The following is a 26,100-nucleotide window of genomic DNA, read 5'->3' as shown; positions in this document are numbered from 1 at the left end:
CAAATAAAAAACTTAGCGCCTTCTCATGCTATAATAGACCTATGACCATGCATATCACATTTTCCAACCCCTATCCCCCAGGTAGCCTCAAGACCTTACTGGAAGACCATCTCCTCATCCCTCGCAAGATACGGCATTTTTTGCGGACCAAAAAACACGTCCTCGTCAATGGGCAACACCTTCATTGGCAGAGTCTGGTCCGACCTGGTGACCAGATTGAGCTATTTTTCGACGCAGCAGATTACCCTAAACGAGACCTGCCCTTCGGACAAGCTGATTTGGTTCAAGCCGTTTATGAAGATGACCATATCATTATCGTCAACAAACCCGAAGGCATGAAAACCCATGGCAATGCCCCTGGAGAGGTTGCCCTGCTCAACCATGTCTCTGCCTACGTCGGACAGGTTTGTCATGTCGTGCATCGCTTAGACAAGGAAACCAGCGGACTGGTGCTTTTTGCAAAAACGCCCTTTATCCTCCCTATCTTAGGCCGACTGCTAGAGAGCAAGGCCATTCAACGCGATTATTGGGCCTTAGTTGAGGGCTGTCCTCCAAAAAGCTTGACCGTAACAGCTCCTATTGGCCGCCATCGGCATGACCGACGTAAACGCGTTGTCGACCCCAAAAACGGGGACTGGGCCCGCACCCGATTCAGTCGCTTAAAAAACCAAGCAAAAGTCAGCCTACTGCGTTGCCAACTCGACAGTGGCCGGACCCACCAAATCCGCGTCCACTTGAGCCACAAGGGATTTCCTATCATAGGGGACCCTCTCTACAGCCAACACCAGGCACCTCGTCTCATGCTCCACGCCTACCGTCTGCGTCTGACGCATCCGCTAACAGCGCAGGTCATCGATGTGCAAGCGGACTCTTTGACCTTTGAAAATCAGTTACAACATTTTCTCCCTAAAAATTAGCATATTTTTTTGGACTTCTTCATAAAAATGGTATGATAAACTTATGACTAAAAAAATCTATCAAGGCTTGACGCAAGCCCAAGTGAATCATCGTTTGGACCAGGGTGCCATCAACCGTTTTAGTGCGGACACAAGCACGTCAACCTGGCAGATTATCAAGCGAAATGTTTTCACGCTATTTAATGCCCTGAACTTCGCCATCGCACTGGCCTTGGCCGCTGTCCAGGCCTGGAGTAACTTGGTCTTCTTTGCGGTAATCTGCTTCAATGCCGTCTCTGGTATCATAACCGAGCTCCGTGCCAAACACATGATTGACAAACTCAATCTCATGAGTCGCGAAGACATTACCGTCATCCGTGAAGGGGAAGAAATCCAAATTGACCCGCAAGACCTTGTCCTAGATGACGTCATTATCCTATCTGCTGGTGAACAAATCCCTAGTGACGCAACGGTCCTCACGGGTATCTGCGAAGCCAATGAAGCCATGCTGACAGGTGAAAGCGACCTTGTCCTCAAAGAAAGTGGCGACGAACTCTTGTCTGGGAGCTTTCTCTCTAGCGGACGGGTTTACGCACAAGTTATTCGTGTTGGTGAAAACAACTACGCCAACCAGCTGATGTTGGAAGCCAAAACCCTCAAGCCCATCCAATCAGAGATTCTTGACAGCCTCAATAGCATTTCTCGGGTGACAGGACGCATTATCATTCCCTTTGGACTGATTTTACTCTTGGAAGCCCTGCTCATGAAACAACTGCCCCTCAAAGATTCTGTCGTGACGACAGCAACCCCTCTTTTGGGGATGCTTCCTAAGGGGATTGCCCTTTTAACGGTTACCTCCCTTTTGACAGCAGTTATCAAACTCGGGATGCGCAAGGTCTTGGTACAGGAAATGTACTCTGTCGAAACCCTCGCACGGGTTGACACCCTCTGTCTGGATAAGACAGGTACCATCACCCAAGGGAAAATGACCGTTGAAGCCATGACCCCGTTGACAGATGATTTCGGTCAAAAACGTCTGGAACACCTCCTTGCCACTTACATGGCCAATAGTGACGATAGCAATCCAACGGCTAAAGCCATTCGTAAGGCCTACCAAGAAACCAAGGACGATTACAAAGTCGGCCACATCATTCCTTTTTCAAGTGACCGCAAGTGGGGGGCTATGGAAATGGCACCCGTCGGCAGTCTCTTTTTAGGGGCACCGGAGATGCTCTTGTCAGAAAACCCACCTGCTGTTAGTCAGGCTCAGGCACGCGGTTCACGGGTTTTGGTCTTAGCCCAGAGCCATCAGGGCCTAGACCCTCACCACAGCCAACTGCCCGCTGACATTCGTGCCATTGCTGTCCTTGAAATCACCGACCCTATCCGTGAAGGGGCCGCAGATACCTTAAACTACTTACGATCTCAAGATATTGATCTGAAAATCATTTCCGGAGACAACCCCGTTACCGTTTCACATATCGCCCAGCAAGCTGGTTTTGACCAAGCGACTTCCTACCTAGACTGTAGCAAGGTCACCGATGAGGAACTGGTCGCTAGTTGCGAAAAGACGGCCATTTTTGGTCGGGTTTCGCCACATCAAAAGAAACTCTTGGTACAGACCCTTAAGGCTAAAGGACGGACGACGGCCATGACCGGAGATGGGGTTAACGACATCCTCGCACTTAGAGAAGCGGATTGTTCTATTGTTATGGCCGAAGGTGATCCTGCCACGCGCCAAATCGCCAATCTGGTTCTCCTTAATTCTGATTTTAATGACGTGCCTGAAATCCTCTTTGAAGGTCGCCGAGTCATCAATAATATCGGTCGTATCGCCCCTATCTTCTTTATCAAGACCATCTATTCCTTCCTTTTAGCCATTATTTGTATGGCCTCTGCCCTCTTTTTCAAGGCAGACTGGCTCTTGATTTTCCCATTCATCCCAATTCAAATCACGCTGATTGACCAATTTGTCGAAGGTTTCCCACCATTTGTTTTGACCTTTGAGCGCAATATCAAGCCTGTTGAGAAACACTTCCTCAAGCGGTCACTTCTTTTGGCCCTGCCAAGTGCCATCATGATTGTCCTCAGTGTTATTCTGGTCACCATTTGGGGCAATCTGCAAGGCTGGTCAACGATTGACATGGCCACCTTATCTTATTACCTCCTGGGTACCATCAGTTTTCTGTCCGTTATCCGTGCTTGCTTACCGCTCAACCTATGGCGGGCTGGTCTGATCCTCTTCTCTGTGGTCGGCTTTTATAGCTCAGCCTTCATCCTGAGAAACCTTATCGGAGTTAGCACGCTAAACGCAACAACCTTACCACTCTATACGGTTCTCATGGTCATCTTTGTCATCGTCTTTATCGGATGTAGCAAAGCACAAAAGTACCAGTTTGACTAGACCCCTTAGTTGATTAATCGCATGATGACCAGAAGAAAAGACGTCTGAGAAATTTCTCAGACGTCTTTTTCAATTATTTGTAACCCTTAGTCTCTTTGGATTGACTCATCCATATGCACGGTCAGCATTTGACGAAAACGGTACTGATAACTTTGTGTTTCTAAGGTCACTTGAGAATACTTATCCACCAAGTTAGCGACGTTTGACAAACCTAGGCCTTGGTGGCCCGCCTTGCTGGTCACACCACTGCTATAGATTTTAGTGACAGAAACCCTTTGTTCAGCCGTCGAATTTTCAATAATGAAAATCACCCGATGGTCTTCTGCAATCATGGCCATATCCAATTTCGGATGGGCAGACTGCCTGGCCGCATCAATGGCATTATCACACAGATTGGTCAATAGCACGATATAGTCAATCAAAGGCAAATTAATGTCTGTCAATCGGCCTGTCGCCTCAATATGGGCATCCACACCAGCAGACTCCGCTTCAATCAACTTGGTAAAGAGGACACTCTTAACCGCTGGAATATCAATCGCTGATAGGCGACCAACCTCAAAGCGTGGGTCATAGGTGATGGTTTTGGTTTGTTCAACGATAGACCCGTAAACATCTCGGATTTCCTGAATGTCACCCTTGTCAATAGACAGTTGCAGAGAGCGCAAGATATTGACATAGTCATGCCGGAAACCACGCAGTTCCTCATAAAGTCCCTCAACCTGCTGGGCATAGTGACTCATGCTATCAATATTGTTCTGATAAACCAACTGGTTATTGATGCGTAACTGCTTTTGGAAAAAGTAATTGACCGACAAAATCATCAAAAGCAACAAAATCACGGCAATAGTGGCTAGAATCCGTTGAGAATACAACCAAGCCAAGGGCGCATGCACCCAGTTCATCGTGATAATGGTTAAAGGAACTCCCAGTAAACGGTAAGAAACCGAGTAACCATAGTAAATAGTTCCGACCAAACCGATACCCAAAAGAATCCGATCCCGCAGGTGGGGTTTGAGGTGGGAAATCGCATCCGACATGGACCCGCCATCTCCCATTGGCCGCTCCCCTACAGCAATACTCAGCAAGAGATGGGCCAGTAAGATGGCAAACAGCACAATAAATCCAGAAACAGAATCCGAAAATAAGCCCTTGTGATAAAAGCCCATGGCTGGTAACAGATAGTTTTTAAAGGCATCCACCAATAGTTGCACAATCCCAATGGGGTAAACAATCCAATACCAGTACCATAAGACGGGCTCATTTTTACCATTGATCCAAATCCCTAAAAAGAGAAAGTAAAGCGGTAAAATGAAGAAATAATACTGGGGCAAGGCAATTACCATCAAGGCATTGACTAGTAGGATGAAGCCCCATTGTTTCCAGGTGGGTCGAATCCGTGATACCAGCGCAAAGACAAAACACATGACCGTGATAAAGCCAAAAGACGTCAACATAAAAACTTAAAGCCTTCCTTCTTGATATTGGTTCAAGAGTTGTACGACCTTGGTCACCTTATTTCGAGCGAGTGGACAAGACATGTCACTGTCTGTGAAATAAGCCAGACGCTGAGACTTATCAATCCGTGAAATGGCCTGAATATTGACCACGGCTGATTTGTAACAGTGGAACAAGCGCTTATCAATCAAGGCAATGTCTTTTAAGTTACCATAAAAGGCAATGCTCTTTTCACGCATATGCAAGACCAGCTGGTGAGGGGTGTCTGACGTTTCGATGAAGAGCACTTCACTAAATGGCACCTTGATTTCTGTCCGTTTGGTAGACACCAAGAACCAGTCCGCATTTTGTTCACGCATGGTCTCCACATAGAGCAGACAGGCCTCAACTTCTTTGTAGAAAGTCCTATTGTCCAAGCCCTTATCAATGAACTTGAGGGCAGAAACCATGTATTGGAAGGTCAAAGGCAAAAATTCGGTATAAGCCGTCACAAAAACAATTTGCGCATGTGGCATCCGTTGACGAATTTCTTTGGCAACCTCAAAACCACGCTCATTTTGACCACCAAGCTCGATATCAAGGAAAAAGAGATCGATATCCTCTAAGCGATTCAGCTGAGAAAGAAGTTCCCTAGGTTCCCGATAAGTATGGACGGTCGCATCATTTAACTTATTATTGATTAAAGCCGTTCGAACGACATCCAGCATAAAGGCGCTCTGACGCCCATCATCTTCTAAAATATGAATTTGCATATCCTAGCACTCCTTTCTATTATAAACCTCCGTCATTGTATCATAAAACTACCTAGAAATAACCCCATTCGAGGCCTTTTCTCACGTTTTGTTGTAAAAACGTCATATTTTGACTTTTTCTTTCTGATTTGACCGCCTTTTTCACCAGCATTCTGTTTGCAAAGGCTGACCTTTTCCTTTACAATGAAAGAGCAAGACTAACACCAAAGGAGCTTACATGTTCTCTCACCGAAAGGATTGGCTAACTTCCCTCAAAACAAGTCACCGTAACCTCTGGTCTAACCCTCTAAAGACAACTAGTCTCTGGCTTTTAACCGTCATTTTGCTGACCTTTCTATTACTCAGTCGCTCACTGACCAATAGCTGGGAAAAGGATGTCATACAGCGAACAGACCAGCACCTCCCCAAAACGAGTCTGGTTCTTACCCAGCTTCCCAAGAATTGGCACCTAAAGACCACAAACACCCAAGACAAATCAAGCAGACAAGAGACAGTGACGACTAAAAACCTGCAGGACCTCCCTGGCCTTGTCAGCTACCAGAAGACTGATTGGTCCCAACTGCTCTTTGGAAAGGCTCAGCCAGACTGGCTTCCTGCCGGACAGTCCCTGCCCCTCTACCTGTTACGTTTTCGGGACCAAGCATCGCTCAACCACGCTAAAAGCCAGCTAAAAGCAAACAAATCAAAGCAACACTTTTTACTCAAAAAACAAGATAGCCTCATGGCCATCCTCTTTGCCACACAAGGACTGGGCGCTGTCGTCTTTGTTCTTTTAGCCTTGTTATTTATGGGTGCGCACTTTTTCATGCGACGCTTCCTCCTTCCCCCAGTAAAAACCTTGGAGAAGAACCATCTGTTAGTCGTCTACCTCTGGCTGGCACTCGAGACGGCGCTTGGGGCAGTCGTTTTGACACAAGGACTCATCCTCCTCATCAACCATTCCCCCCTGCGACCGGCTTTTCTATTAACGCTGAATGCAACCCTCATCCCCTACGCCATACTGGTTGCTAGCCTGTCTAGCCTAAGCCTGTATGCCTATCACCGAAAAGTCATCAAAAAAGAGGCTAGGCCTCTTTTTTCTTACAAAATATTATCAAATTCTTCACGAACGGCTGTCGGCCAAACACTGGATTGCACTTCTCCGATGTGTTTTTTCCGCAACAAGAACATGGCCATCCGAGATTGACCAATTCCTCCACCAATCGTAAGTGGGAAGAGACCATGCAAGAGGGCTTTGTGCCACTCATAGTTGAGACGGTCTTCGTCTCCTGTAATAGCCAATTGGCGTTTCAGAGCCTCTTCGTCGACCCGAATACCCATTGAAGACAATTCAAAGGCAGACCCCAAAACATCGTTCCAGACCAGGATATCCCCGTTAAGCCCTTTGTAACCATTTTCGGATTCGCTTGTCCAGTCATCATAGTCAGGCGCACGGCCATCGTGGCGTTGACCATCTGGCAGAACCCCTCCGATACCAATCAAAAAGACAGCACCGTATTCTTTGGTAATGGCATTTTCACGCTCTTTAGGTGTCAAATCAGGGTAGCGCTCCACCAATTCTTCTGAATGGATGAAGGTGATTTGTTTGGGCAAAACGGCCTCAATATCGTAACGCGCTTCAACAGCCAACTCCGTCAAACGGATCGCTTTGTAGACCTGTTCAACCGTTTCTTTGAGGTAGGCGATATCGCGTCGCCCGTCTGGAATAACCTTTTCCCAGTCCCATTGGTCAACATAAATCGAGTGCGTTGGATCAAGTTCTTCCTCATCTGGCCGGAGGGCTTTCATGTGGACAAAGAGACCTTCCCCTTCGTTAAACCCAAAACGTGCCAGCGTATGACGTTTCCATTTTGCCAGAGAATGCACCACTTCATACTGAGCATCTGGAATCAGCTTCACGCGTACAGACACCGGATTTTCGATCCCATTCAAATTGTCCTGCATCCCATCGCCGACACGGCTCAAAATAGGTCCTTGCACCTCAACAACCCCAAGTTTATCTTTAAGGTATTGCGTGAAAGTGTTCTTGACAAAGGAGATCTCCTCCTGCTGATGAATAAAGCTTTTTTTCATACGCTTTCCTTTCTTTTCTGAAAAAGTATTCTTAATTTTTATACTTTTTTCAGTTATTGCTCCTATTATACCTTGTATTCTTAAAAAAAGCTTAATTTTACTGTTAAATGTTACTTTTTCTCACACATATTATTCTAACAGCCTGAAAAATCAAGCAGTTGGTATGATTTATTCTCCAAGCCAATGCTGCAAAGCATAAGCCACCCCATCGGCTTGGTTGCTTTTCGTTTCATAACGGGCAATGGCTTTGACCTCTGGGCTAGCATTCCCCATAGCGACTGGATAGCCAACCTCTGCTAGCATTTCTAAATCATTAGCGGCATCCCCGATGGCCATCACATCTGCTAGGTCTATGCCTAAGTTTTGACAGAGGCTCTTTAGCCCTGAGGCCTTGCTGACCCCCTTAGGAAGCACCTCAAACAAATAAGGTTGCGAGCGTACGACTGAATAGTCTGATGCGAGTTTCTCTTCTACTTGCGTCTGAAAGGCGTCCATGACAGTTGGCTCTGCCATATACATGGCCTTAAAAATCTGTTCTCCAGCTATGTCAGACAGACTGACTGCCCTGGCTTGGTCAAAAACCAAATCGGCATCGGCTTGGACGATAGCGGGCACTTCTTTAGCAACCACATCATAATGCTCACCAACCAAGGTCAGATAAACACCTGGAAATGGTTCCGATAATGCCAGCAAACCTTCCAGCTCCGCATGAGGCAAGGTCTGAGCCTCCAGCAATTGCCAATCATTGGTCTGATAAATCCCACAGCCGTTATTCAAGACGGCATACTCCTTGGCACCAGTCAGACCGAGCTGTTGATAATAAGGTTTGACCCCTGACAGCTGCCGACCTGTACAGATAACGACCTTGACACCTTCTTTGGCCACTTGGGCAATGGCTTGGGCATTATTGGCTGATAAACCTTTCTTATCGTCTAGCAAGGTTCCATCCATATCTATCGCGACTAATTTTATCATGACAAGACTCCTTTGTTACTTCCCCATTTTACCACTCGGAAAGCGGGCTGCCAAGCTACTGGCAACAAAAAACCTGCCAAGTCGCTCCTTGGCAGGCAGGTAGTCCTTAAGAAGACAGTAACAAAACCTCATGGTAGCGGGCCTGCAGGTCCTTGGACAAGCCTGGGTCAGTGATGATGCCTGTGACTTGGTCCATGTGGGAGTAGTTAAAGAAGCCCTTTTGGGTGAACTTACTGGCATCTGCTAAGATATAGCGTTCCTTTGCCTGAAGCAGGACTTCGGCATTGACGGCTCCTTCTTCTTCGTTATTTGTTGTGATGTCTTGACCTGAGATACCATCTGTGCCAAGGAAGGCCTTCGCAATCTGAACACCTTCTAAAGCTCGGTGGGCAAACTTGCCAACAAAGGTATCTGTTTTTAGGCGATAGCGTCCTCCAATCAGGAAAACATCAATCTGAGCCATTTGCTTTACACGCTCAAAAAGTAAGAGCGAATTGGTGACCAGACTAATCTTCTTCTCGCCAATATAATCCCCAATCAAGGCTGCTGTCGTGCCTGAGCCGATAAAGACGGTGTCGCCGTCAGCAATCAAGTTGGCACAGGTTTGGGCAATGGCCCGTTTTTCATCAATATGGTTAATGTCTCTTTCTTTGCGCGTCGCGTCTAAAAGGCTATCTGGTGTCTTGCGGTGAGCACCACCGTGAACCCGAACAAGCAAACCTTGCTTTTCGAGTGCAATCAAGTCACGGCGAATGGTCATATCCGTCACGCCCAATAAGGTGACCAATTCCTTTACCGTAACGACGCCCTTACTGTCAACTTCGTTCAGGATTGCCACATGTCTATTTTCTTTCATGACAAACCTCCTCTTTCTTGCAATCAAACACAACTGGTGATTGCTTTGTCCCCTAATTTGTCTATCCTTGTCCCTCACTTTCATCATAGAACGATGTGGTTGCTTTTTCAAGCAAAAAAATGAAAAACATGCAATTTTATGACATTTGTCGCCTTCTTCAAACAAAAAAATGAACAAGAACAAGCCTTAGCCTCTGATTCAGCTAAAGCATTTTCACCATTTTATGCAAGAAGTCGTATCTGGGCCTTGCTACTTTTCGATTAGCAACCATAGAAAAGCAAAAAATGACATCTGTAATTGTCATTGCTATGCAAAAAAAGTTGATAATAACATTTTCCCCGTAAGATTATGACTATCCAAACTGTTAGGAACACCAAAAAACAACCAAAATAGTTGAATATGCTACCATAAGCTAGCATATCCCATAAGCTTTTTCGGCTGGCTACTTCCCTATCAATAATAACGAAAATAACTTACCCCAAGTGGACAAAACAAAGTAAGTCAGACATCGATTATTTTAAACTTTATGGACGGACCTCCATAATTTAACTATTTTAAAAAACCCTAAGAAGACTTTTGATTAAGCCTTCTTAGGGTTATCATTTTTGAGGTTGAGCCCCTCCTCAAAACTGCCATCACTCAGTTACTGACCTCCCTGGTTTTGTGTCCCTGATTGCGTCGACTCTGTCAAGGCGTTAGAGACTGACGGTTCGTAGAACTCACTCGGGAGCTTTTGGATGCTGGTTCTCTCTGTGCTTGGCACGGTATTAGGGACATTGTTGCTGCTAAAGGCAAAGATTATCACTCCGGCGTAAAGGGCAACGGTAGCCAACCCCAACAGAATATCAAAACCTGTCAAAGAGACCTTTTTCGTCAAGGACTGACGCCAGTGGACGTCACCGTTTTTCCGTACCCAGTCAAATTTTTTGAGATAGGGGAGAATCATCAGTAAATACAGCGGAAAAGGCGCCATAAAGGCTAACATGATGTAACTGCGAACATGGCCATAAGAAACCTGTCGGCTGTAAAGGACAAAAAGCAGGCCAATCGCCACACATACTAAAAGCATCAGCCCAACCGATGGGATGATAAGGCGCTTGCGCTCACGTTCTAATTGTTCATAATCCATAAAATACTCCTATTGATAAAAAAACGGGCGAACCCGTTTTCATACTCACTTAAAGCAGACATCGCTCTGCCTTGCGTCGGACTTAGCTATCTTCTTTCGCTTCGCGGGCTTTATTGTTGGTGTAAAAGCAAATTTTTCAGAAAGCATATCGTCTTGTTTTTTTAAAGCATAGGGCCAAAGAGGTTAGAAAATCGCTGTATGTTTGGACCGTCTCGCTTATTTTACTCGCACCTTGATTTACCAACAACAGACAATCATCGAGCGGTACTTTAGAGGTGTCTTTTACCGAGGCATCCGGCCCATTTGAGGCTCCTTGATGACATCCGGCTCAATCAATATAGCTACGAAAATCTTGTGAAGAAGACCTCAACACTATCCGTCCTTTTATTCATTCCCAAATTCTGGATGTGCCTTTGCCTATGCTTCATAGTCCGCATAGCTTCTGATTGGTGTCTTCTCACCAGTGTCGCCATTTGGTGCGTAGAGTTCCATGAATTCTTGCCCTTTTGGCGCAAACCAATGGATAAGCGTGTTGAACCAGGTAGCCTTGTCACTGAACAGTGGACGGACATAGATAGCGCCACCATTGGATAGATTTTTGGCAATCTGAGGATACTCCCTTGAAATATTCAGTTTTTTTAAATCTTTCGCCTTTTCGAAGAAATCATTTAATGAGTACTGTCTTATATCCATATTCATCGCAGACATCTTTTCGTCTAAGCCAGTCCTATATGACCCATCCAGAAATTTAAAGATACTTTGAAAATCTTTTCCACCATATTTTATAAAGGTTCCTTTTTCCAAACTATACCAAAGCACATTAGAGGAACGCTCATCTTCATTATATCTAACAGAGAGATAGTCCTCGCCTTGATAGGTTATGGCATAAACATCTATTATCTGGTAGGTATACCTGCTCTTACGCCACACATCGGCCAAATCAAAAGTTTTTTTGGTAAAATCACTTGTATTTAAGGCATAGGTAGTCACCATAACGAACTCTCCCTCATCCATTTGGTAGGGATTGGACAAGCGATCCGTTCGCTTCTTAGAATCCACCGATACTAAGTAATTCTGCGAAACCGTGATACCGCTTCTCCAACCATCAGTTGTCCCTTCTTCTACAACTACCGAGAGATACTGCTTTTGGTCGCCAAACAGTTCCATAGATGTAATATTAGCCGCATGTTCTTCCTCAAAACGATACGCGAATAACTGGGAATAGACAGTATAGGCAATCGCACTCAGTATCAAAAGTACAGAAACACTTCCGAGAATTTTTTTACTTTTTGCCTTTCATTCTGCGCTCCCCTCCACATGACTTGTCTTTGCATTACCAGTCAAACTATCAAAGTCACGGTAATTATTGTCATAATGTCGTGATACCTAATTTGCTCAGAGCTTTGTGGTCCACTCATCAGCGACTTGATTCATCCCACTTAGAGCGACCCTAATCAATATAGCTACGAAAATCTTGTGAAGAAGACCTCAACACTATCCATCCTTTTATTCAGTCCCAAATTCTGGATGTGCCTTTGCCCACGCTTCATAATCCGCATAACTTCTGATTGGTGTCTTATCACCAGTGTCGCCATTTGGCGCATAGAGTTCCATAACTTCTTGCCCTTTTGGCGCAAACCAATGGATGATGGTGTTGAACCAGGTAGCTTTGTCACTGAACAGTGGACGGACATAGATGGCGCCACCATTGGATAGATTTTGGGCAATCTGAGGATACTCCCTTGAAATATTCAGGTTTTTTAAATCTTTCGCCTTTTCGAAGAAATCATTTAATGAGTACTGTCCTATATCCATATTCATCGCAGACATCTTTTCGTCTAAGCCAGTCCTATATGACCCATCCAGAAATTTAAAGATACTTTGAAAATCTTTTCCACCATATTTTACAAAAGTCCTTGTCTTCAGATTATACCAAACCACACCAGGAGAATACTCAGCTTTATAATATCTGATAGAGAGATAGTCCTCACCTTGATAGGTTATGGCATAAACATCTATTATCTGGTAGGTATACCTGCTCTTACGCCACACATCAGCCAAATCAAAACTTCTTTTGGTAAAATCACTTGTATTTAAGGCATAGGTAGTCACCATAACGGACTCTCCCTCATCCATTACATACTTATTTGACCTTTTGTCTGTTCGATTTTTGTAGCCAACCGTAACCAAATAATTCTGGGACATACTGATGTTTAATTTACCAGCGCTGTTTTCTTCAAGAAGCACAGAAACATACTGTTTTTGGTCACCAAAGGCTACGATGGACTGAATTTTCGGGGCCACCTTCACGCTATAGGTTGGCTTAAAATACCCTAGGTAAACTATCCATATCACCCATGTACATACTATAAGAAAAGTAAATAGAAGACACGTTTTCCAAATTCTAGTTCTCATCATCTTGACCTCCTATCATTTCTTTTCGATATTTCCAGTCAGTTCGTCAAACCAGAGGAAATTATTGTCATAATACTTGGTCGTCCAGTGATTGTCTCCCATTTCATACCTACTTATATTTGCATCCATACTCTCAAGACTATCCTTGATGACATCCGGTCCGACCTCAGTGTTGGGTTTATCACTATTTCCTGTTAAGATATCCCGCATGTCTTGAGATATATCAGATTGTTTTATTCCGTCATCAAATCTCTCCAAAGCTTTTCCATCATACTGCCTCAAGATATAACCCCTGACCCCATTTTCTTGGAAGTCATAGGATTGTAGGCTAGCAGACAAGTCAAAAGCGATATTACTTTGAGAACTAGTGGTCGTATCATCGACGGTGACGCTACTGCCACCAACACCAAACAGGTCTCCCTTTGCTTGATTGGAAAGCCCCATCTTTTCATCATCAATATCTCCTAATGTTTCAAAATAACTGGCCAATCTGCTCGTAGCCTTGGCACCGCCACTCAATACCTTACTGTATTGTTCTCCGATGACCGTAGCAGCCAAATCATTTCCAGATGATACGACTGAGCCTAGTTTACCGGACTCAAAAATACTACTTGCCAGCGAAACAACACTTGAGAAACCCGGGACCACTGTATTGGTTGCCAATACTAGGGCATCCTTTGCAAGATTGTCTAGCGCTTCTCGTTTTTTCTTTTCTTTCGATACTATCATACCGTTGACGCTTTAGCCAATCTTGGATATTGGAAATACCTGCATCACTAGTATAAGTCACCTCATCAAACCCCTCACCTTCTAGCTTCCCAGAATAGCCTACAAGTTCTTCTCCCAGTCTGTCAAGTAGGTCAGGGTAAACCGCAAAGACATAGGTTGATAAAGCGTTGATTTTCTCCACAAAGGCCGAAAGCGCTGAACCTTCTGAACCTTCTGTTCTCATCTTAAAGGAACGATCAGCTTCTGTTGTCGCATCCCGATAGTAGGTCGCCGCAGTTTTGGCATTAGTCCCAATTGTATTTAAACTTGCCTTAGAATCAACCGTCACCATTACCATATGAGAGTCCTCCTATTTCTTCTTTTGTGCTTTTTTGCCTGCTTCAGCTTGAGCATCCGCCGAACGAGAAGTCACCAAAGCCATAGTCTTCAACCCCTTTAAAGCCAGCAGACTTACCATGTGTGTGTTTACCGTCTCTAGCACATCATCTTTTTTATTCGTAAATATTTTGAAAATCTACCTTATTTTTTGCCAAAAAAAAGAAGCTTGCGCTTCTTTGAGGTATATGAAGTTTGTTTATGGGTTAGTCGCCAATAGCAAGAACCTAGCCTATTCTTTTTTATCTGCAACTGCCGAATGACTGTAGCCGTAGAAGGCATAAATCAAACAGCCCACTAGGACAGCAATACCGAATGCTAGCCAGGTGACTGGCTGGAGTTGACTCATCAAGGAGAGGCAAATCACAATCGAAAGGATTGGTAAAAAGGGTACCCAAGGTGTTTTAAACTGCCCTTCTTTGGGTTGCCCCTCCCTCTTACGTAGAACTATCAGACCAACAGCTAGGATGACCAAATAGGCTAGGGTCACGATATTGACAAACTCAGCCATGCTTGCCAGAGGAAAAACACCCCCACAAATCATAGCCGTCAAGCCAACCAGCAGGGTGGCATTTTTAGGAATACGGCGTCGCTTAGTGACTTGGCTAAAAGTTTGTGGTAACAAACCGTCCCGGCTAACACTGTAAATGGTCCTTGCCAAGGCATAGGTCATGGAAATGCAGACGGTAATCAAGGTCAAGATAGCGACCACTGAGACATAGTTTGCTGCCCAACCCATACCAATCTGGCGAAGGGCGAAAGCCACCGCATCATCAACATTTAACTTGGTGTAAGAAACAATTCCTGTCAGCACCAGCGTGACCACCGTATAAAGAATGGTAACGATAGTCAAAGAGATGATAATCCCCTGAGGAATGACTTTTTGTGGTTTTTCGACCTCATCCACAGTCATGGAAATGGATTCAAAGCCTAAAAAGGCAAAGAACATAATGGCTGCCCCGCCCAGAATCCCTGTTCGACCGCCAAAGACCGTCCCCATTCCAAAGGGCGTGAAATTGCTCCAGTGGCTAGGTTGAATGAAAAAGAGTCCCACTAAGATAAATAAGGCCAAGGCAGAAAACTTCAACACAACCAAACTCGTGTTAAAGCGTAAAACAGCTTTGGCATCCGTCAGCACCAGCGCTGTCACAAAGACCATTACTAAAATTGGCAAGAGGTCAATGAAATGCCCCTGACTCGGGTCGAAAGTACCATTGAGCGCGGGTGGCAAGGTCAGGCCAAAGCTAGACAAGAGCCCTTTTAAATAGGAGCCCCAACCCGAGGCCACACTTGAGATAGCCATCAAAAACTCTAAAATCAAAAACCAAGAAACCAACCAGGCAGGAAACTCTCCTAAGGTCGCATAGGTGTAGCTATAGGCTCCGCCATTAGCTGGGATGCGAGAGGCAAACTCGGCGTAAAAAAGTGCCGAAATTCCCACTGCGATGGCAGCAATGATAATGGAGATGATGAGACCTGGACCAGCATACAAGGCGGCCCCTGTTCCTGTCACCGTGAAAATACCCGTTCCTACCATGGAACCCAAGCCAAGAAAAATCAAATCCCACAACTTGAGGTGACGATGCATCTCGGTACGTTCTGTGCTCGTGTTTTTGCGTCTAAAAATGGACAAAACATTTCCTCTATTCTCTGTCATTTGCACTATGGCAACTTTACTATTTTACCACAGTTAGGGGCTTCTGTAAATCATTCCCGGTAGGTCCCAGCCCGTCAGGTCACAAGCAAGGCCTCGCTGACACCTGCTAGTAGAGAGCTTCTTTTAGCAAAAAAATACAAAAACACCTGAGACCAGGTCTCAAGCGTTTAAGACAGTTTATAGGGCTGTTGCCTGACCGTTGGCATCAAAACGGTAACGGCGTCCGTCAATGGTGCGTGTCGTATTGACATAAGCTAGACCATTGCTAGCGAAATAGTAACGTTTGCCGTCAATAGTTTTAAAGCCTTTGCGGAAAAGTTCACCAGAATTTGGGTCATAATAACGGATTTGTTTGGCCCAAGAGGAACCACTTTCCACTAGGGTGCCTTTGGCTTGTCGACCGTCACTGTAGAAATAGAGACTTTGGCCGTTAATGGTACGTTGACCAGTGACAGCTGCCCCGTCACCACCTAGGTAGTACCAGTTGCCGGCTTGGTCACTGACAAAGGTATTGGTCAATAGGCTACCGGAATGGGCATCTGTTTGGTAAGTTTTACCATTGACCGTTGCCATGGCTCCCTTGATTTGGACACCGGTGCTAGCAAAGAGCACCCGTTGGCCTCTAATCGTTTGGAGGCCTGTCAAAGCATTGCCATCAGCTCCAAAGTAGTACCAGACATTGTCGCCAGGGCTAAACCAGCTATTGGTCAACAGACTGCCTGAATTGGCATCATAATACCGTGGGGTTGCCTTGCCATTATCAAAGACCAGTTGCCCTTTGATTTGTGCTCCGGTTTTGTCAAAGTAAAGTTTTTGTCCCTTGATGGTTTGGGCGCCTGTCACAGCTCGGCCATCATTGCCAAAGTAATACCAGATGCCTGTGCCCTGGTCTTGGGCAAAGATGTTGCGACCGAGATTTCCAGAGTCTGGCAGGAAGTAACGCAGGCTACCGTCAGCAAAGCGGACAATCTTGTCCTTAGCTTGGAAACCATTTTCCTTGTCAAAGTAATAGGTACCGCCACCCCAGTTGAGCAAACCTGTTACCATCTTACCGGTTGTGGTAAAGGCACGCACTAAGGTCCGTGTGCTATCAAAGTCAAAGAACTGGTTGACCACCATAGCCCCATCTAAGGCATAGTAATACAGACTACCATCTTTTTCTTGACGGAAGGTCTGACGGACTTGCACCCCATTGGCCAAGAAATAATACTGCTTGCCATTGATGGTTTGCTTGCCTGTAGCCATGTAACCATCTTTGTCAAAGTAGTAACTATTGCCATCTACAGTGACAAACTGATTTTTGGCCTGTTTGCCATCGCTAAAGCGATAGACGACCTTATTGTCTTGTGTTGCGAAACCAGAACCGTCGCTCTTACGCAAGGCTTGTGGCAACAAGAGTTTATCAGCACTGGTGTTAAAGTAAGCTCCTGTGCTCTGGTCCTGTAAGACATAACCTGCGCCACGGCCCAAGATATTGGTTCCGTTAAAGTATTTGGCCTGCCATTTGGTGATTTTCTCATCTGTTGGAAGGGTCTTGCCATTGGAAATCTGCACCCGTGAGAAAATGGCTGGGTATTTAGCTTTTAATTCATCTAAGTATTTGCCACCGTATTGGCCTTGGTAGTCACTGCCATCAGTTTTGGTGTTAGCGACATAGGCAGAATGGTAAATATTCGCACCTGAGCGTGGGTTCCCATAGCCATCTGCACGTGAAGCGGTCACAACTTCTTTGCCTGGCAGGCTATAAATCTGATCAGGAACCCAGTCCGCCATAACGGACATACCGCCAGCATGCAGGGCACGAATGGCATTTAGCAAATCATCCAGCGAACCGTACTTGTTGTTCTTGCTCATGGCGATATCGTAGCGGTCACTAAAGGCGTAGCCGTTGTCAATGATCGAGTCCAAGAATGTGCCGTCTTGGCTAGAGACGTATTGTGGCGGCATTTCAAAGGATGTCACGCCCCAAGACTTGAGCAAGTCAATCTTTTGTGGAATGATCTTGTTCATGTATTGGCTTTCGTTTTCGGCAAAGGCTTGGAAGTTAGAAAAACCTTCGAAAATCAACTGAGAATCCAAAGCAGCATTGGACTCATAGACGAGACCGCTACTATTTTTGACATCCGTCGCCTTGGTTCTTGCATCTTGGTCATCGCTGGCACCGACAGGCACCCAGACAGCCAGATAACCAGAAACCTGAGGATTAGACACACCAAAAACATCGCTGGCTGTGAAAGTCAGATTCCCATTGCCATCTGTGTACTTAATCAGGTTAGATGGGACATCTTTGTCTGCATTGTATACCGTCAAGCCATCTGCACGACTCAATAAGAGTGGGCGATAGGCTTGATTTTTGTGGGCGGCTCCCATGGCAACGGTATGGGTGTTGCCACCGAGGTTGAGCTTGGTATTATTACTCATCAAAAGAGCCATCCCTTGGGTACGTGTTTCTGCTGTACCTTGGTCAGACACGCTATCAGCCCCTTTACCATAACGGACAGACGTCAGCAAATCCCCAGACCCGACGGTTTGCACAGTCATGTCTTGACCACCTGCCACGTATTTAACCCGAGCTTTCATCAAGGCATCCAAGGCATCGTAGTATGGCGACTTCTCAGCCATATAATGCCCGTCATCAGTGAAGACATCGCCATAGTAGACACGGGTAATCGTATCTTTGTTGGTCAACATGAAAGCGTAGGCCGCCGGGATATTGTACTGGGTGTACCGCTTGTCGGTCTTTTTCATGTCTTCATTGTAAATCTTGAAGGCTTGCTTGATTTCATCCAGAGTCATGTGGTAGCCAGTCACAGAAGGATTGATATTTTGTTGAACAATGGTCTGAATAACTGACTGCACCTCAGAATCATGGGCACGGACAAAGAGGTAGTTGGCCGTCCGTTCGGAATTTTTGGCCTCGGCATTGCGGGGGCTCAAACTGTTGGTCATGAGAACCTTCATGTCCAAACTCCGTGAACCTGGCGACCAGAGGAAGCGATTGATCAAGGCTTCACGCAAGTGATTGTCAATAGCTAGTTGCGCTCCCTTGTGGTCTTTATTGTAAAGCGGGTCATTGTAAGACCAACCTTCAAAGATAGATAGATGGGCAATGGCTTTGGCTTGGCTCTCATCGACGCCATAAACCTGTTTGAAATAGTCTGAAGCAATTTGCAAGAGGTCGGCATCGACATTGTCTAAGGCATCGACACGCACACCGTCAAAGTTAGCGCTAGCATCATTGGCCATGATGGAACCAATGTTCATAATGTAATGAAGCCAGTTGAGCTGTTCTGCTTGGACGGCTGGGTTTGAGTTATCGATGTCATTTGCCAAGAGGAACTCGTTCCCTCCCAGAGAACGGTCATCGAAATATTTTGGTGTCCCAGTTTGGTTGGTTGGTGTCCGATTGAGCAGGCGATAGTTGGAATTGGCATAATCCGTCCGCCCAGCAGTTTTTCCTTGCGCATTTTCAAAGACCAATTGACCGCCCTGCAGATGGTCATTGCCCTTGTTTTCGGAATTTATATTCCACTGGTTTTGCGTTTTGACAAAGTCAGACATGGCCGTCCGCAACCATTGGGTACTGCCTTCACTGCTGATGCGTTGTTCGATTTTGGCTTGGACTTCTTGGGCCGCCTTGTTTAGGGTGGCACTATCTGATGAAGCTGAGTAAGCAGTCGTTGCCCCTAAACCAGATTTTTTCATAAAATCCAGATAGGCTACTTGGGTGCTAGTGTCTGGCCACCAGACCATCAAGAGAGGACGAAGGTCATTCTCACTAGAGTCTGTCCAAGTTGTCCCATTGGTGAGGATGGCTTTAGGGCGATACCAAGAATCTGCGGTCAGAAAGGTATCAACTGCTTCAATGCTCTTTTCATCCGTGTTCACCAAGCGATTACCTTGGCTATAAGTCGTTACGGGAGCATTTTCATCCAAAACAGGACTAACCGTCTGGTCTACTTGGGCGCCATCACGACCGAAGTAATAGGTCTTGTCGCCGTCTTCTAGGAGGTAGTTTTTCCGACGATTGCCGTAATCCGTCACGTAGTAAGACTTGCCATCTTCTGTTTTGATATGGTCTGTTGACGCTGAAGTCGCTTGACGGTCATTTTCAATCCGTGACTGGCTATCAGCTGGCGCTGACGGACTCGCATCAGTCGCTGTAGGTGTTGCCTGAGAATTGGCCTCTGTGATGGCAGGGCTGGCTTGCTTGTCGCTGACGGCGTTGGTCGCTGTATTATCGGCAGTCGCCGTATCAGCTGGAGTGGCTGTTGCTTGCCCTTGGTTGGCCGTTGTGTCAGTAGCAGTCGTATTTGTCGGTGTTGTGTTGTTGGTCGCTTGGTTGGTCGTTGTCGGAGCAACTTCCACCCCATTGACCACTACCCGTGTGGTGGTATTATCATCTGTTGACACACTGATGTTAAACCCATTTCCCGTCCAGGTGTTGACCTGGTCTGCGGAAACAGTCGTTTCCCCTGCCGCCCCCAAGGCAGCAATCGACAGGCTCGACACCGCTAGGGCAACCCAGGTCTTTTTGACCTTATGTAATTTGTAATGAACTTTTTCTTGCATTGCTAAAAGATCTCCTCAATATTCCTCGTTTTTGTCGGTTTAGGTCCAACTACGTCCCTGAGCATCAAAGTAACGCCAAACCCCTTGAGAGATTTCTACCCAACGGTTTTTAACCATCTCGCCTGAGTCTGCGTCATAATAGCGCAAGCTGCCATCGACGGTTACGGCACGACCCTTGACCTGTTTGCCGTCTTGGTCAAAGTAGAGGTCTTGACCATTGATGGTTTGACGGCCTTTGACGGCATTGCCATCCTTGTCAAAGTAAGCCCAGACGTTGTCTCCGATTTGCTCAAAGCGGTTGGTTATCATCTCACCAGAATTGGCATCAAAGTAGCGTGTTTGACCATCTACTACCGCTGTGGCACCTTTGACTTGGTGCCCATTTTGGTCAAAGTAAAGGGTTTGACCATTGATGTGTTGCAAGCCTTTAAGTGCTGCTCCGTCATTGCCAAAGTAAGCCCAGACATTGTCACCCACTTGCTCAAAACGGTTGATAATCATCTCACCAGAGTTGACATCGTAATAGCGAAGAACGCCGTCAACTGTAACCGCACGCCCCTTGGCTTGAATGCCATCTTGGTCAAAGTAGAGGTTTTGACCGTTGATGGTTTGACGACCTGTCACGCGCTTACCAGATGCGTCCAGGTAAACCCAAATATTGTCCCCAATTTCTTGGAAACGGCCCTTAAGGTCTGGTTGCGGTTGTGGGCTAGGTAGGTCTTTTGAGAGCACCCCATTGGCATCATAGTAAGTGACTTGCCCTTTGCTATCTTGGCGATACCCATTGCGCAATTGCACGCCATTAGCCAAGAAGAAATAGGAGTTGCCTTTGATGGTTTGTTGGCCGGTGACCATTCGACCACGGTTGTTGAAATAGTAGACATTTCCCTTGCTGTCCTGGATGAAGGTGTTGCGTGCCATACTGCCATCTGTGTAGTAGTAATACGCACTACCCAAGCGGCGCACAAAACGGCCCTTGCCATCCGTTTGGTTCTGGTTGTTATCTGAACCGCTGGCTAATACCAAAGGTAGGTTGAGGCTACCATCACGTGTACTTAGGTAGTTCCCTGCGCTGTTTTTTAAGACATAATCCGCCCCACGTCCTAGGATATTGCTTCCATTCATATACTTGGCTGACCAAGTGGTAATCTTTTGGGACCCATCAATCGTTTTACCGGTTGATACTTGCACGCGCTCAAAGATTTGTGGGTAGAGGGCTTTGAGCTCATCGAGGTATTTCCCACCGTATTTGCCTTGGTAATCATCCCCTTTGGTCCGTGTCTTGGCTGCATACAAGCTATGGTTAATAGTAGCGCCAGCCTTGGTTTTCCCATAATTATCGACCCGAGTAGCCGTCACGACCTCATCACCAGGTAGGTTATAGATTTGGTCTGGCACCCAGTCAGCAATCGCTGACATGCCGTGTTCGTGTACCGCTTTAAGAGCCGCCTTGAGGTCAGCCAGCGACCCATACTTGTTGTTTTGGCTCATGGCAATGTCGTAACGGTCGCTAAAGGCGTAGCCATTTTGAATGACAGAGTCTAAGAAGGTGCCGTCTGTACTAGAGACATACTGTGGCGGAAATTCAAAACTAGTAATACCCCATGACGCAAAGAGACCCGCATTTTGCGCAATGAGCTTATTGGTGTATTGGGAGTCGTCCTGCACGAAATCTTGGAAGTTAGAGAAGCCTTCGTAGATGACTTGAGAATCCAAGGCAGCTGATGACGTATAGACCAAACCATTGCTATTTTTTTGGTTGCTGGCTTGCGTACGCGCATCTTGGGTGTCACTAGCACCAACCGGAACCCAGACCGCTAAATAGCCATCTACTTGCGGGTTACGGGTGCCTTCGATTTCCCCAGCGGTAAAGACCAGGTAGCCGTTGTCATCGGTGTATTTGACTAGGTTGGTGTCGCTATCGTTAAGGTAGGTGTCCAATCCTTGGCTTGTGGTCTTAATCAAAGGACGGTAGGCTTGGTTTTTATGCGCTGCCCCCATATTGATTTTTAAAGTGCCTGTCAGCTTCATAGTCGGGTTGCTGGCTAGAATAACTGCCATCCCTTGGGTACGGGTTTCTGCTGTACCTGCATCGCTGGCATTATCAGCGCCTTTTCCATAACGAACAGAGGTCAAGATGTCCGCAGGCGACCAGCCACTAAGTTCAGATGGGCGACTAGAGGTAATGCCGTAGTTCATCTGCATGTCTTGCCCACCTGCTACGTACTTGATGCGGGCTTTCAGAAGGGTTTCAATCGCTTTGTGGTAAGGCGATTCTTGTGCCATGTATTGCCCGTCATCCGTATACATATCCCCATAGTAAACCCGTGGCACCACATCTTTATTGGTCAACATGAGGGCATAGGCGGATGGGATATTGTACTGGGTGTAGCGTTTATTAGCGCTACGCATATCGGCATTGTAGATGTCAAAAGCTTTTTTCATTTCATCCAGCGTGAAGGTGTTCCCTGTTGAGCTGGTATTGATTTCACGCTTGATAATCTCTCCGATAACCGTCTGCACTTCCGAGTCGTGGGCCCGGACAAAGGTATAATTGGCTCTGCGCTCCCCATTTTTCTTGCTAGCAGAGCGAGGGTTCAAGGAGTTGTCAATCAAAGGCTCCAAACCAGAGCGAGCGCCATTGGTCCCATTTATCGGACGCAACAATGAAAAGACAGTAGACAGACGTGCCAAGTCATCCATTGGCAGTTGGGCATCCTTCATGTCGGTCGTGTAGTAAGGGTCGTTGTGAGACCAAGCTTCTTGAATGGAGAGGTGCTTGATAGAATCCGCCTCACTTTGATCAATCTTGTAGCGTGCCTTCATATAATCTGAAGCAATCTGCAAGAGGTCTGCATCGACATTATCCACCGCATCAACCCGCAGACCGTCAAAATCTTCTGAGGCATCCCCACCGGTCAGACTGCCGATATTCATGATATAGTGGAGCCAGTTGAGTTGCTCAGCTTGAACGACAGGATTTGAGTTGTCAATATCATTGGCCAAGAGAAATTCAAAGCCACCTGTTGTCAAGTCTGCCGTATATTTCGGGTTGCGTTCTCCTGTTTTTTGACTGGTCGGTGTGCGGTTCAAGAGTCGGTAATCCGAATTCGCCTGAGACGTCCGGCTGTCATTGTTAAAAAGCAAGGCCCCACCTTGTAAGTGGTCGTTGGTGTCGTAGTTTTCAGAAGCAATGTTCCAGCCTGGTTGGGTCTTGACAAAGTCTGAAATCGTTGCCCGCAACCACGTCGTCCCATCCTTACCAATGCGCACTTCGATAGCCTTTTGGATATCCTGAGCCGCTTGATTCATCGTAGCTTGATCACTGCTAGCTGTGAAATTCTGATCCGTGCCAAACCCTTGACGCGCCATGTAGTTGAGGTATTTGGCTTGGATGTCCTTACTTGGCCACCAAACAGTCAAAAGTGGCCGTTTGTCGTCGGCTGTCGAAGCTGTCCAGGTCGTCCCATCTTTTAGGATTTCCTTAGGGCGGTACCAACTTTCAGCTGTGAAGTAGCCGTCCACCGTTTCGACATCCTGCTCACTGGTCCCATAGAGGGCATTTTTATCGCCTTTAGCCGCTGGATTATTAGGGTCAACCGTTGACCCGCTGTCTTGACCAAACCAATAAGCCTTTTGATTGGTTAATTCCCCAGTGCTACTATTAAAATATTGGCTTCCACCAGCTTTTTCAACAACATAATTTTTAAGGACATTTCCCTGCTCATCGACCAGATAGGTTTTTCCACCAATTTCCTGAGTGTGTCCTGTCGCTGCGCTGGTTGTTGTGTCCTCACTGACTGCGCGTGTGCGACCGACTAAAGAAGTTCCTAGCTGATCAGCTGACACGGCCGCATCTTTTAGACTGTCCGTTGCTAGCACTACCGTCGTAGCGTCAACAGAACCTGCCCCATCTGTTTGGCTATCAGACTGGTCCGAGCTAGTCACTTGCGACTGCGTCTTATCGTCTTGGACATCTGCTCCAGTAGCCACCGCTTGGTCACTCGTGCTCTGACCAGCTGTATCACTGGCAATATCCAATGCCACAGTGTCTGAGCCCTGATTGTCCACCGACACATCCACTTGTGCTTGCGCATCCACTTGGTCAGCTAAGACAACGGTTTCGCCACTCACCCCTGTCAAGGCTGCAATAGACAAGGTAGAGACCGCCACAGCTACCCAAGATTTCTTAACCTTATGCAGCTTGTAATGAACCTTCTTTTCCATAAAAAAACTCCTTAAAAGTTAATATTACACCCAAAGTATATCGTATTTTAAGAAAGTTTTAAGTCAGTTTAAGCTTATGTCATGTAAAATTATTCCATTGTAAAATAGTTGAAAAATTGATGTAACATAACTTCATGAACTGTCTGTTTTTGATATATTTCTAGTTCGAGGTCCAAAGATAAGCCTTTTACAGCAACGTTTTATGCGGATATAAGTATACAAAAATTGACTTTCTGTTACAGGACTGAAACAACACAAAAAGACCCCTAAACAGCAGTTTAAGAGTCTTTTTGTATTATAATACGTTATTTTTTATATTATACCGCATCAGCCTTGCCAATGAAGCGCTGGGGCAAAAGCCTGCCCAATCACTGCCTCTTCAGGCAAAGCGATGATGCCACGTTTTTGAGGGGCATTGGGTAGATGCAGTTCACGCGGGCTACACATCATCCCATAACTAGCTTCTCCACGGAGTTTGCCTGGGAAGATTAAGCTGCCATTTGGCATCATGGCACCTGGTAAAGCCACAATCGTTTTCAGACCGACTTGCGCATTTGGTGCTCCGGCCACGATTTGAACCTCACGATCAGGGCCAACAGCTACCTGACAAATATTGAGGTGGTCGCTATCTGGGTGTGGCGTCATCTCTACAATCTGCCCCACAACAAACTTAGGGTCTAAATCATTGACCAAACTTTCCTCAAAGCCTTGCTCAGCCAGGACCTTATTGAGCTGGTCGACAGCTGGGTCGGTCAAGAAAACCTGTCCTGAGCCCTCTATGGTCACAAGTTCAGAAGCCTCAAAAATGTTCCAACCAACTGTTTTTCCAGTTTTCTCGATAAAAACACGCGCCACTTGACCGCGACGGTCAACGCCAAGTTTTTCTCCCTTGTCATCTGCAACAATAACCATCAGGACATCGCCGACATGTGCTTTGTTATAGGTAAAAATCATTTGTTTCCTCTCTCTAAACCATCTAAAAATGCTGTAATGTCAGCCTGAGTCTTGCGTGCTTTATTGACCAAGCGACCAATTTCTTTGCCGTCTTTGATAACGACAAGGCTTGGAATACCAAAAATATCCCATTGCTGCGCCAGGGGCATAAAAGCATCCCGGTCAACCTCAACAAAGGTCATCTCAGGATAGGCTGCTTCAATCTCGGGTAAAAAAGGGGCGATAAATCGACAATCCCCGCACCAATCTGCCTTGAAATAAAAGACATGTCTTCCAGGCGCCTCAACATAAGCCGCCAATTCCTCTAAAGAACTAGGTTGCTTCATGCGCTTTCCTCCTCAACTGTCAAACCATCCTCACCTAGAGCAAACTGCCAAACCGTGCCATCGGTTAAAACCAGTCCACCTGAAAAATCACCAGCTGTCTCTTGGGGATTGACATAGACAACAGATATCTCTTGAGCTGGGAAATGCGCGCGCACTTGGGCCAGTAACCTAGCTTGCTGTTTTTCTTTTAGCCATTGTTTGCCTTGATAGGTCACATAAGCCAGTCCCACTAGCGTTAACCCACCGGCCACTAGCCATGATTTCTTTACTTTCATATCTTAAATTTTAACACAAAAATGCTAAAA

The 26,100-nt window shown here is 46.1% G+C and carries 19 protein-coding genes; 3 read left to right on the top strand and 16 right to left on the bottom strand.

The annotated features are described in order from the left end of the window. The first annotated feature begins 41 nt into the window (after positions 1–41). Positions 42–917: an RluA family pseudouridine synthase gene (locus STRDD12_RS06465; protein ID WP_066916387.1), complete on the top strand. Its 876-nt coding sequence runs from the start codon at positions 42–44 to the stop codon at positions 915–917. 43 nt (positions 918–960) lie between these two features. Next, complete coding sequence (locus tag STRDD12_RS06460; RefSeq protein ID WP_066916385.1) at positions 961–3,300, top strand: cation-translocating P-type ATPase; 2,340 nt, start codon at positions 961–963, stop codon at positions 3,298–3,300. 86 nt (positions 3,301–3,386) lie between these two features. Here the strand turns inward: STRDD12_RS06460 and STRDD12_RS06455 are convergent, their stop codons facing one another. Together STRDD12_RS06455 and STRDD12_RS06450 are read right to left on the bottom strand one after the other, a co-directional pair. Then, positions 3,387–4,754: a sensor histidine kinase gene (locus STRDD12_RS06455; protein WP_066916383.1), complete on the bottom strand. Its 1,368-nt coding sequence runs from the start codon at positions 4,752–4,754 to the stop codon at positions 3,387–3,389. A 6-nt stretch (positions 4,755–4,760) separates the two neighbouring features. Continuing rightward, complete coding sequence (locus tag STRDD12_RS06450; RefSeq protein ID WP_066916381.1) at positions 4,761–5,507, bottom strand: LytR/AlgR family response regulator transcription factor; 747 nt, start codon at positions 5,505–5,507, stop codon at positions 4,761–4,763. Positions 5,508–5,724: 217 nt separating this feature from the next. Here STRDD12_RS06450 and STRDD12_RS06445 point away from each other — a divergent pair, with 217 nt between their 5' ends. Beyond that, on the top strand, positions 5,725–6,693 hold the full coding sequence (locus STRDD12_RS06445; RefSeq protein ID WP_066916379.1) for a hypothetical protein: 969 nt from the start codon (positions 5,725–5,727) through the stop codon (positions 6,691–6,693). Here the strand turns inward: STRDD12_RS06445 and asnA are convergent. The 14 genes from asnA to STRDD12_RS06375 form a co-directional block, all read right to left on the bottom strand. After that, positions 6,588–7,580: an aspartate--ammonia ligase gene (asnA, locus tag STRDD12_RS06440; RefSeq protein ID WP_066916377.1), complete on the bottom strand. Its 993-nt coding sequence runs from the start codon at positions 7,578–7,580 to the stop codon at positions 6,588–6,590. The genes STRDD12_RS06445 and asnA overlap by 106 nt on opposite strands. Before the next feature lie 168 nt (positions 7,581–7,748). Continuing rightward, positions 7,749–8,555, bottom strand: a complete 807-nt coding sequence (locus STRDD12_RS06435) for a Cof-type HAD-IIB family hydrolase (protein ID WP_066916375.1) — start codon at positions 8,553–8,555, stop codon at positions 7,749–7,751. 106 nt (positions 8,556–8,661) lie between these two features. After that, positions 8,662–9,411 carry a DeoR/GlpR family DNA-binding transcription regulator gene (locus STRDD12_RS06430; protein WP_066916373.1) on the bottom strand — a complete coding sequence of 250 codons (750 nt, stop codon included), beginning with the start codon at positions 9,409–9,411 and terminating at the stop codon, positions 8,662–8,664. Between the two features lie 643 nt (positions 9,412–10,054). After that, positions 10,055–10,540 carry a hypothetical protein gene (locus STRDD12_RS06425; protein ID WP_066916371.1) on the bottom strand — a complete coding sequence of 162 codons (486 nt, stop codon included), beginning with the start codon at positions 10,538–10,540 and terminating at the stop codon, positions 10,055–10,057. 417 nt (positions 10,541–10,957) lie between these two features. After that, on the bottom strand, positions 10,958–11,794 hold the full coding sequence (locus STRDD12_RS06420) for a hypothetical protein (RefSeq protein WP_156471472.1): 837 nt from the start codon (positions 11,792–11,794) through the stop codon (positions 10,958–10,960). Between the two features lie 252 nt (positions 11,795–12,046). Then, positions 12,047–12,958 carry a hypothetical protein gene (locus STRDD12_RS06415; RefSeq protein ID WP_066916367.1) on the bottom strand — a complete coding sequence of 304 codons (912 nt, stop codon included), beginning with the start codon at positions 12,956–12,958 and terminating at the stop codon, positions 12,047–12,049. A gap of 12 nt (positions 12,959–12,970) precedes the next feature. Then, positions 12,971–13,618: a hypothetical protein gene (locus tag STRDD12_RS06410; protein WP_156471471.1), complete on the bottom strand. Its 648-nt coding sequence runs from the start codon at positions 13,616–13,618 to the stop codon at positions 12,971–12,973. Beyond that, the gene (locus STRDD12_RS08460) at positions 13,563–14,021 is read right to left on the bottom strand and encodes a hypothetical protein (protein ID WP_066916363.1); all 459 of its coding nucleotides are present in this window, start codon (positions 14,019–14,021) and stop codon (positions 13,563–13,565) included. Before STRDD12_RS08460 ends, STRDD12_RS06410 begins: the two co-directional genes overlap by 56 nt. Before the next feature lie 270 nt (positions 14,022–14,291). Beyond that, positions 14,292–15,716, bottom strand: coding sequence for an APC family permease (locus STRDD12_RS06400; protein WP_197456666.1), 1,425 nt, complete (start codon positions 15,714–15,716; stop codon positions 14,292–14,294). Between the two features lie 177 nt (positions 15,717–15,893). Continuing rightward, entirely contained in the window at positions 15,894–20,288 is a 4,395-nt protein-coding gene (locus STRDD12_RS06395; RefSeq protein WP_066916358.1) for a glycoside hydrolase family 70 protein, read from the bottom strand. A gap of 39 nt (positions 20,289–20,327) precedes the next feature. Beyond that, a complete protein-coding gene (locus tag STRDD12_RS06390) occupies positions 20,328–24,515 on the bottom strand; it encodes a glycoside hydrolase family 70 protein (protein ID WP_066916356.1) in 4,188 nt (1,395 codons plus the stop codon). A gap of 327 nt (positions 24,516–24,842) precedes the next feature. Continuing rightward, positions 24,843–25,469 (bottom strand): YtpR family tRNA-binding protein, encoded by a 627-nt coding sequence (gene ytpR / locus STRDD12_RS06385; RefSeq protein WP_066916354.1) that lies wholly within the window; start codon positions 25,467–25,469, stop codon positions 24,843–24,845. Further along, entirely contained in the window at positions 25,466–25,795 is a 330-nt protein-coding gene (locus STRDD12_RS06380; RefSeq protein WP_066916352.1) for a thioredoxin family protein, read from the bottom strand. Before STRDD12_RS06380 ends, ytpR begins: the two co-directional genes overlap by 4 nt. Further along, positions 25,792–26,070 (bottom strand): DUF4651 domain-containing protein, encoded by a 279-nt coding sequence (locus tag STRDD12_RS06375; RefSeq protein WP_156471470.1) that lies wholly within the window; start codon positions 26,068–26,070, stop codon positions 25,792–25,794. Before STRDD12_RS06375 ends, STRDD12_RS06380 begins: the two co-directional genes overlap by 4 nt. Positions 26,071–26,100: the final 30 nt, after the last annotated feature.

Source organism: Streptococcus sp. DD12 (genome assembly GCF_001578885.1).
Taxonomy (GTDB): Bacteria; Bacillota; Bacilli; order Lactobacillales; family Streptococcaceae; genus Streptococcus.
This window is presented reverse-complemented; position numbering and strand designations above follow the sequence as displayed.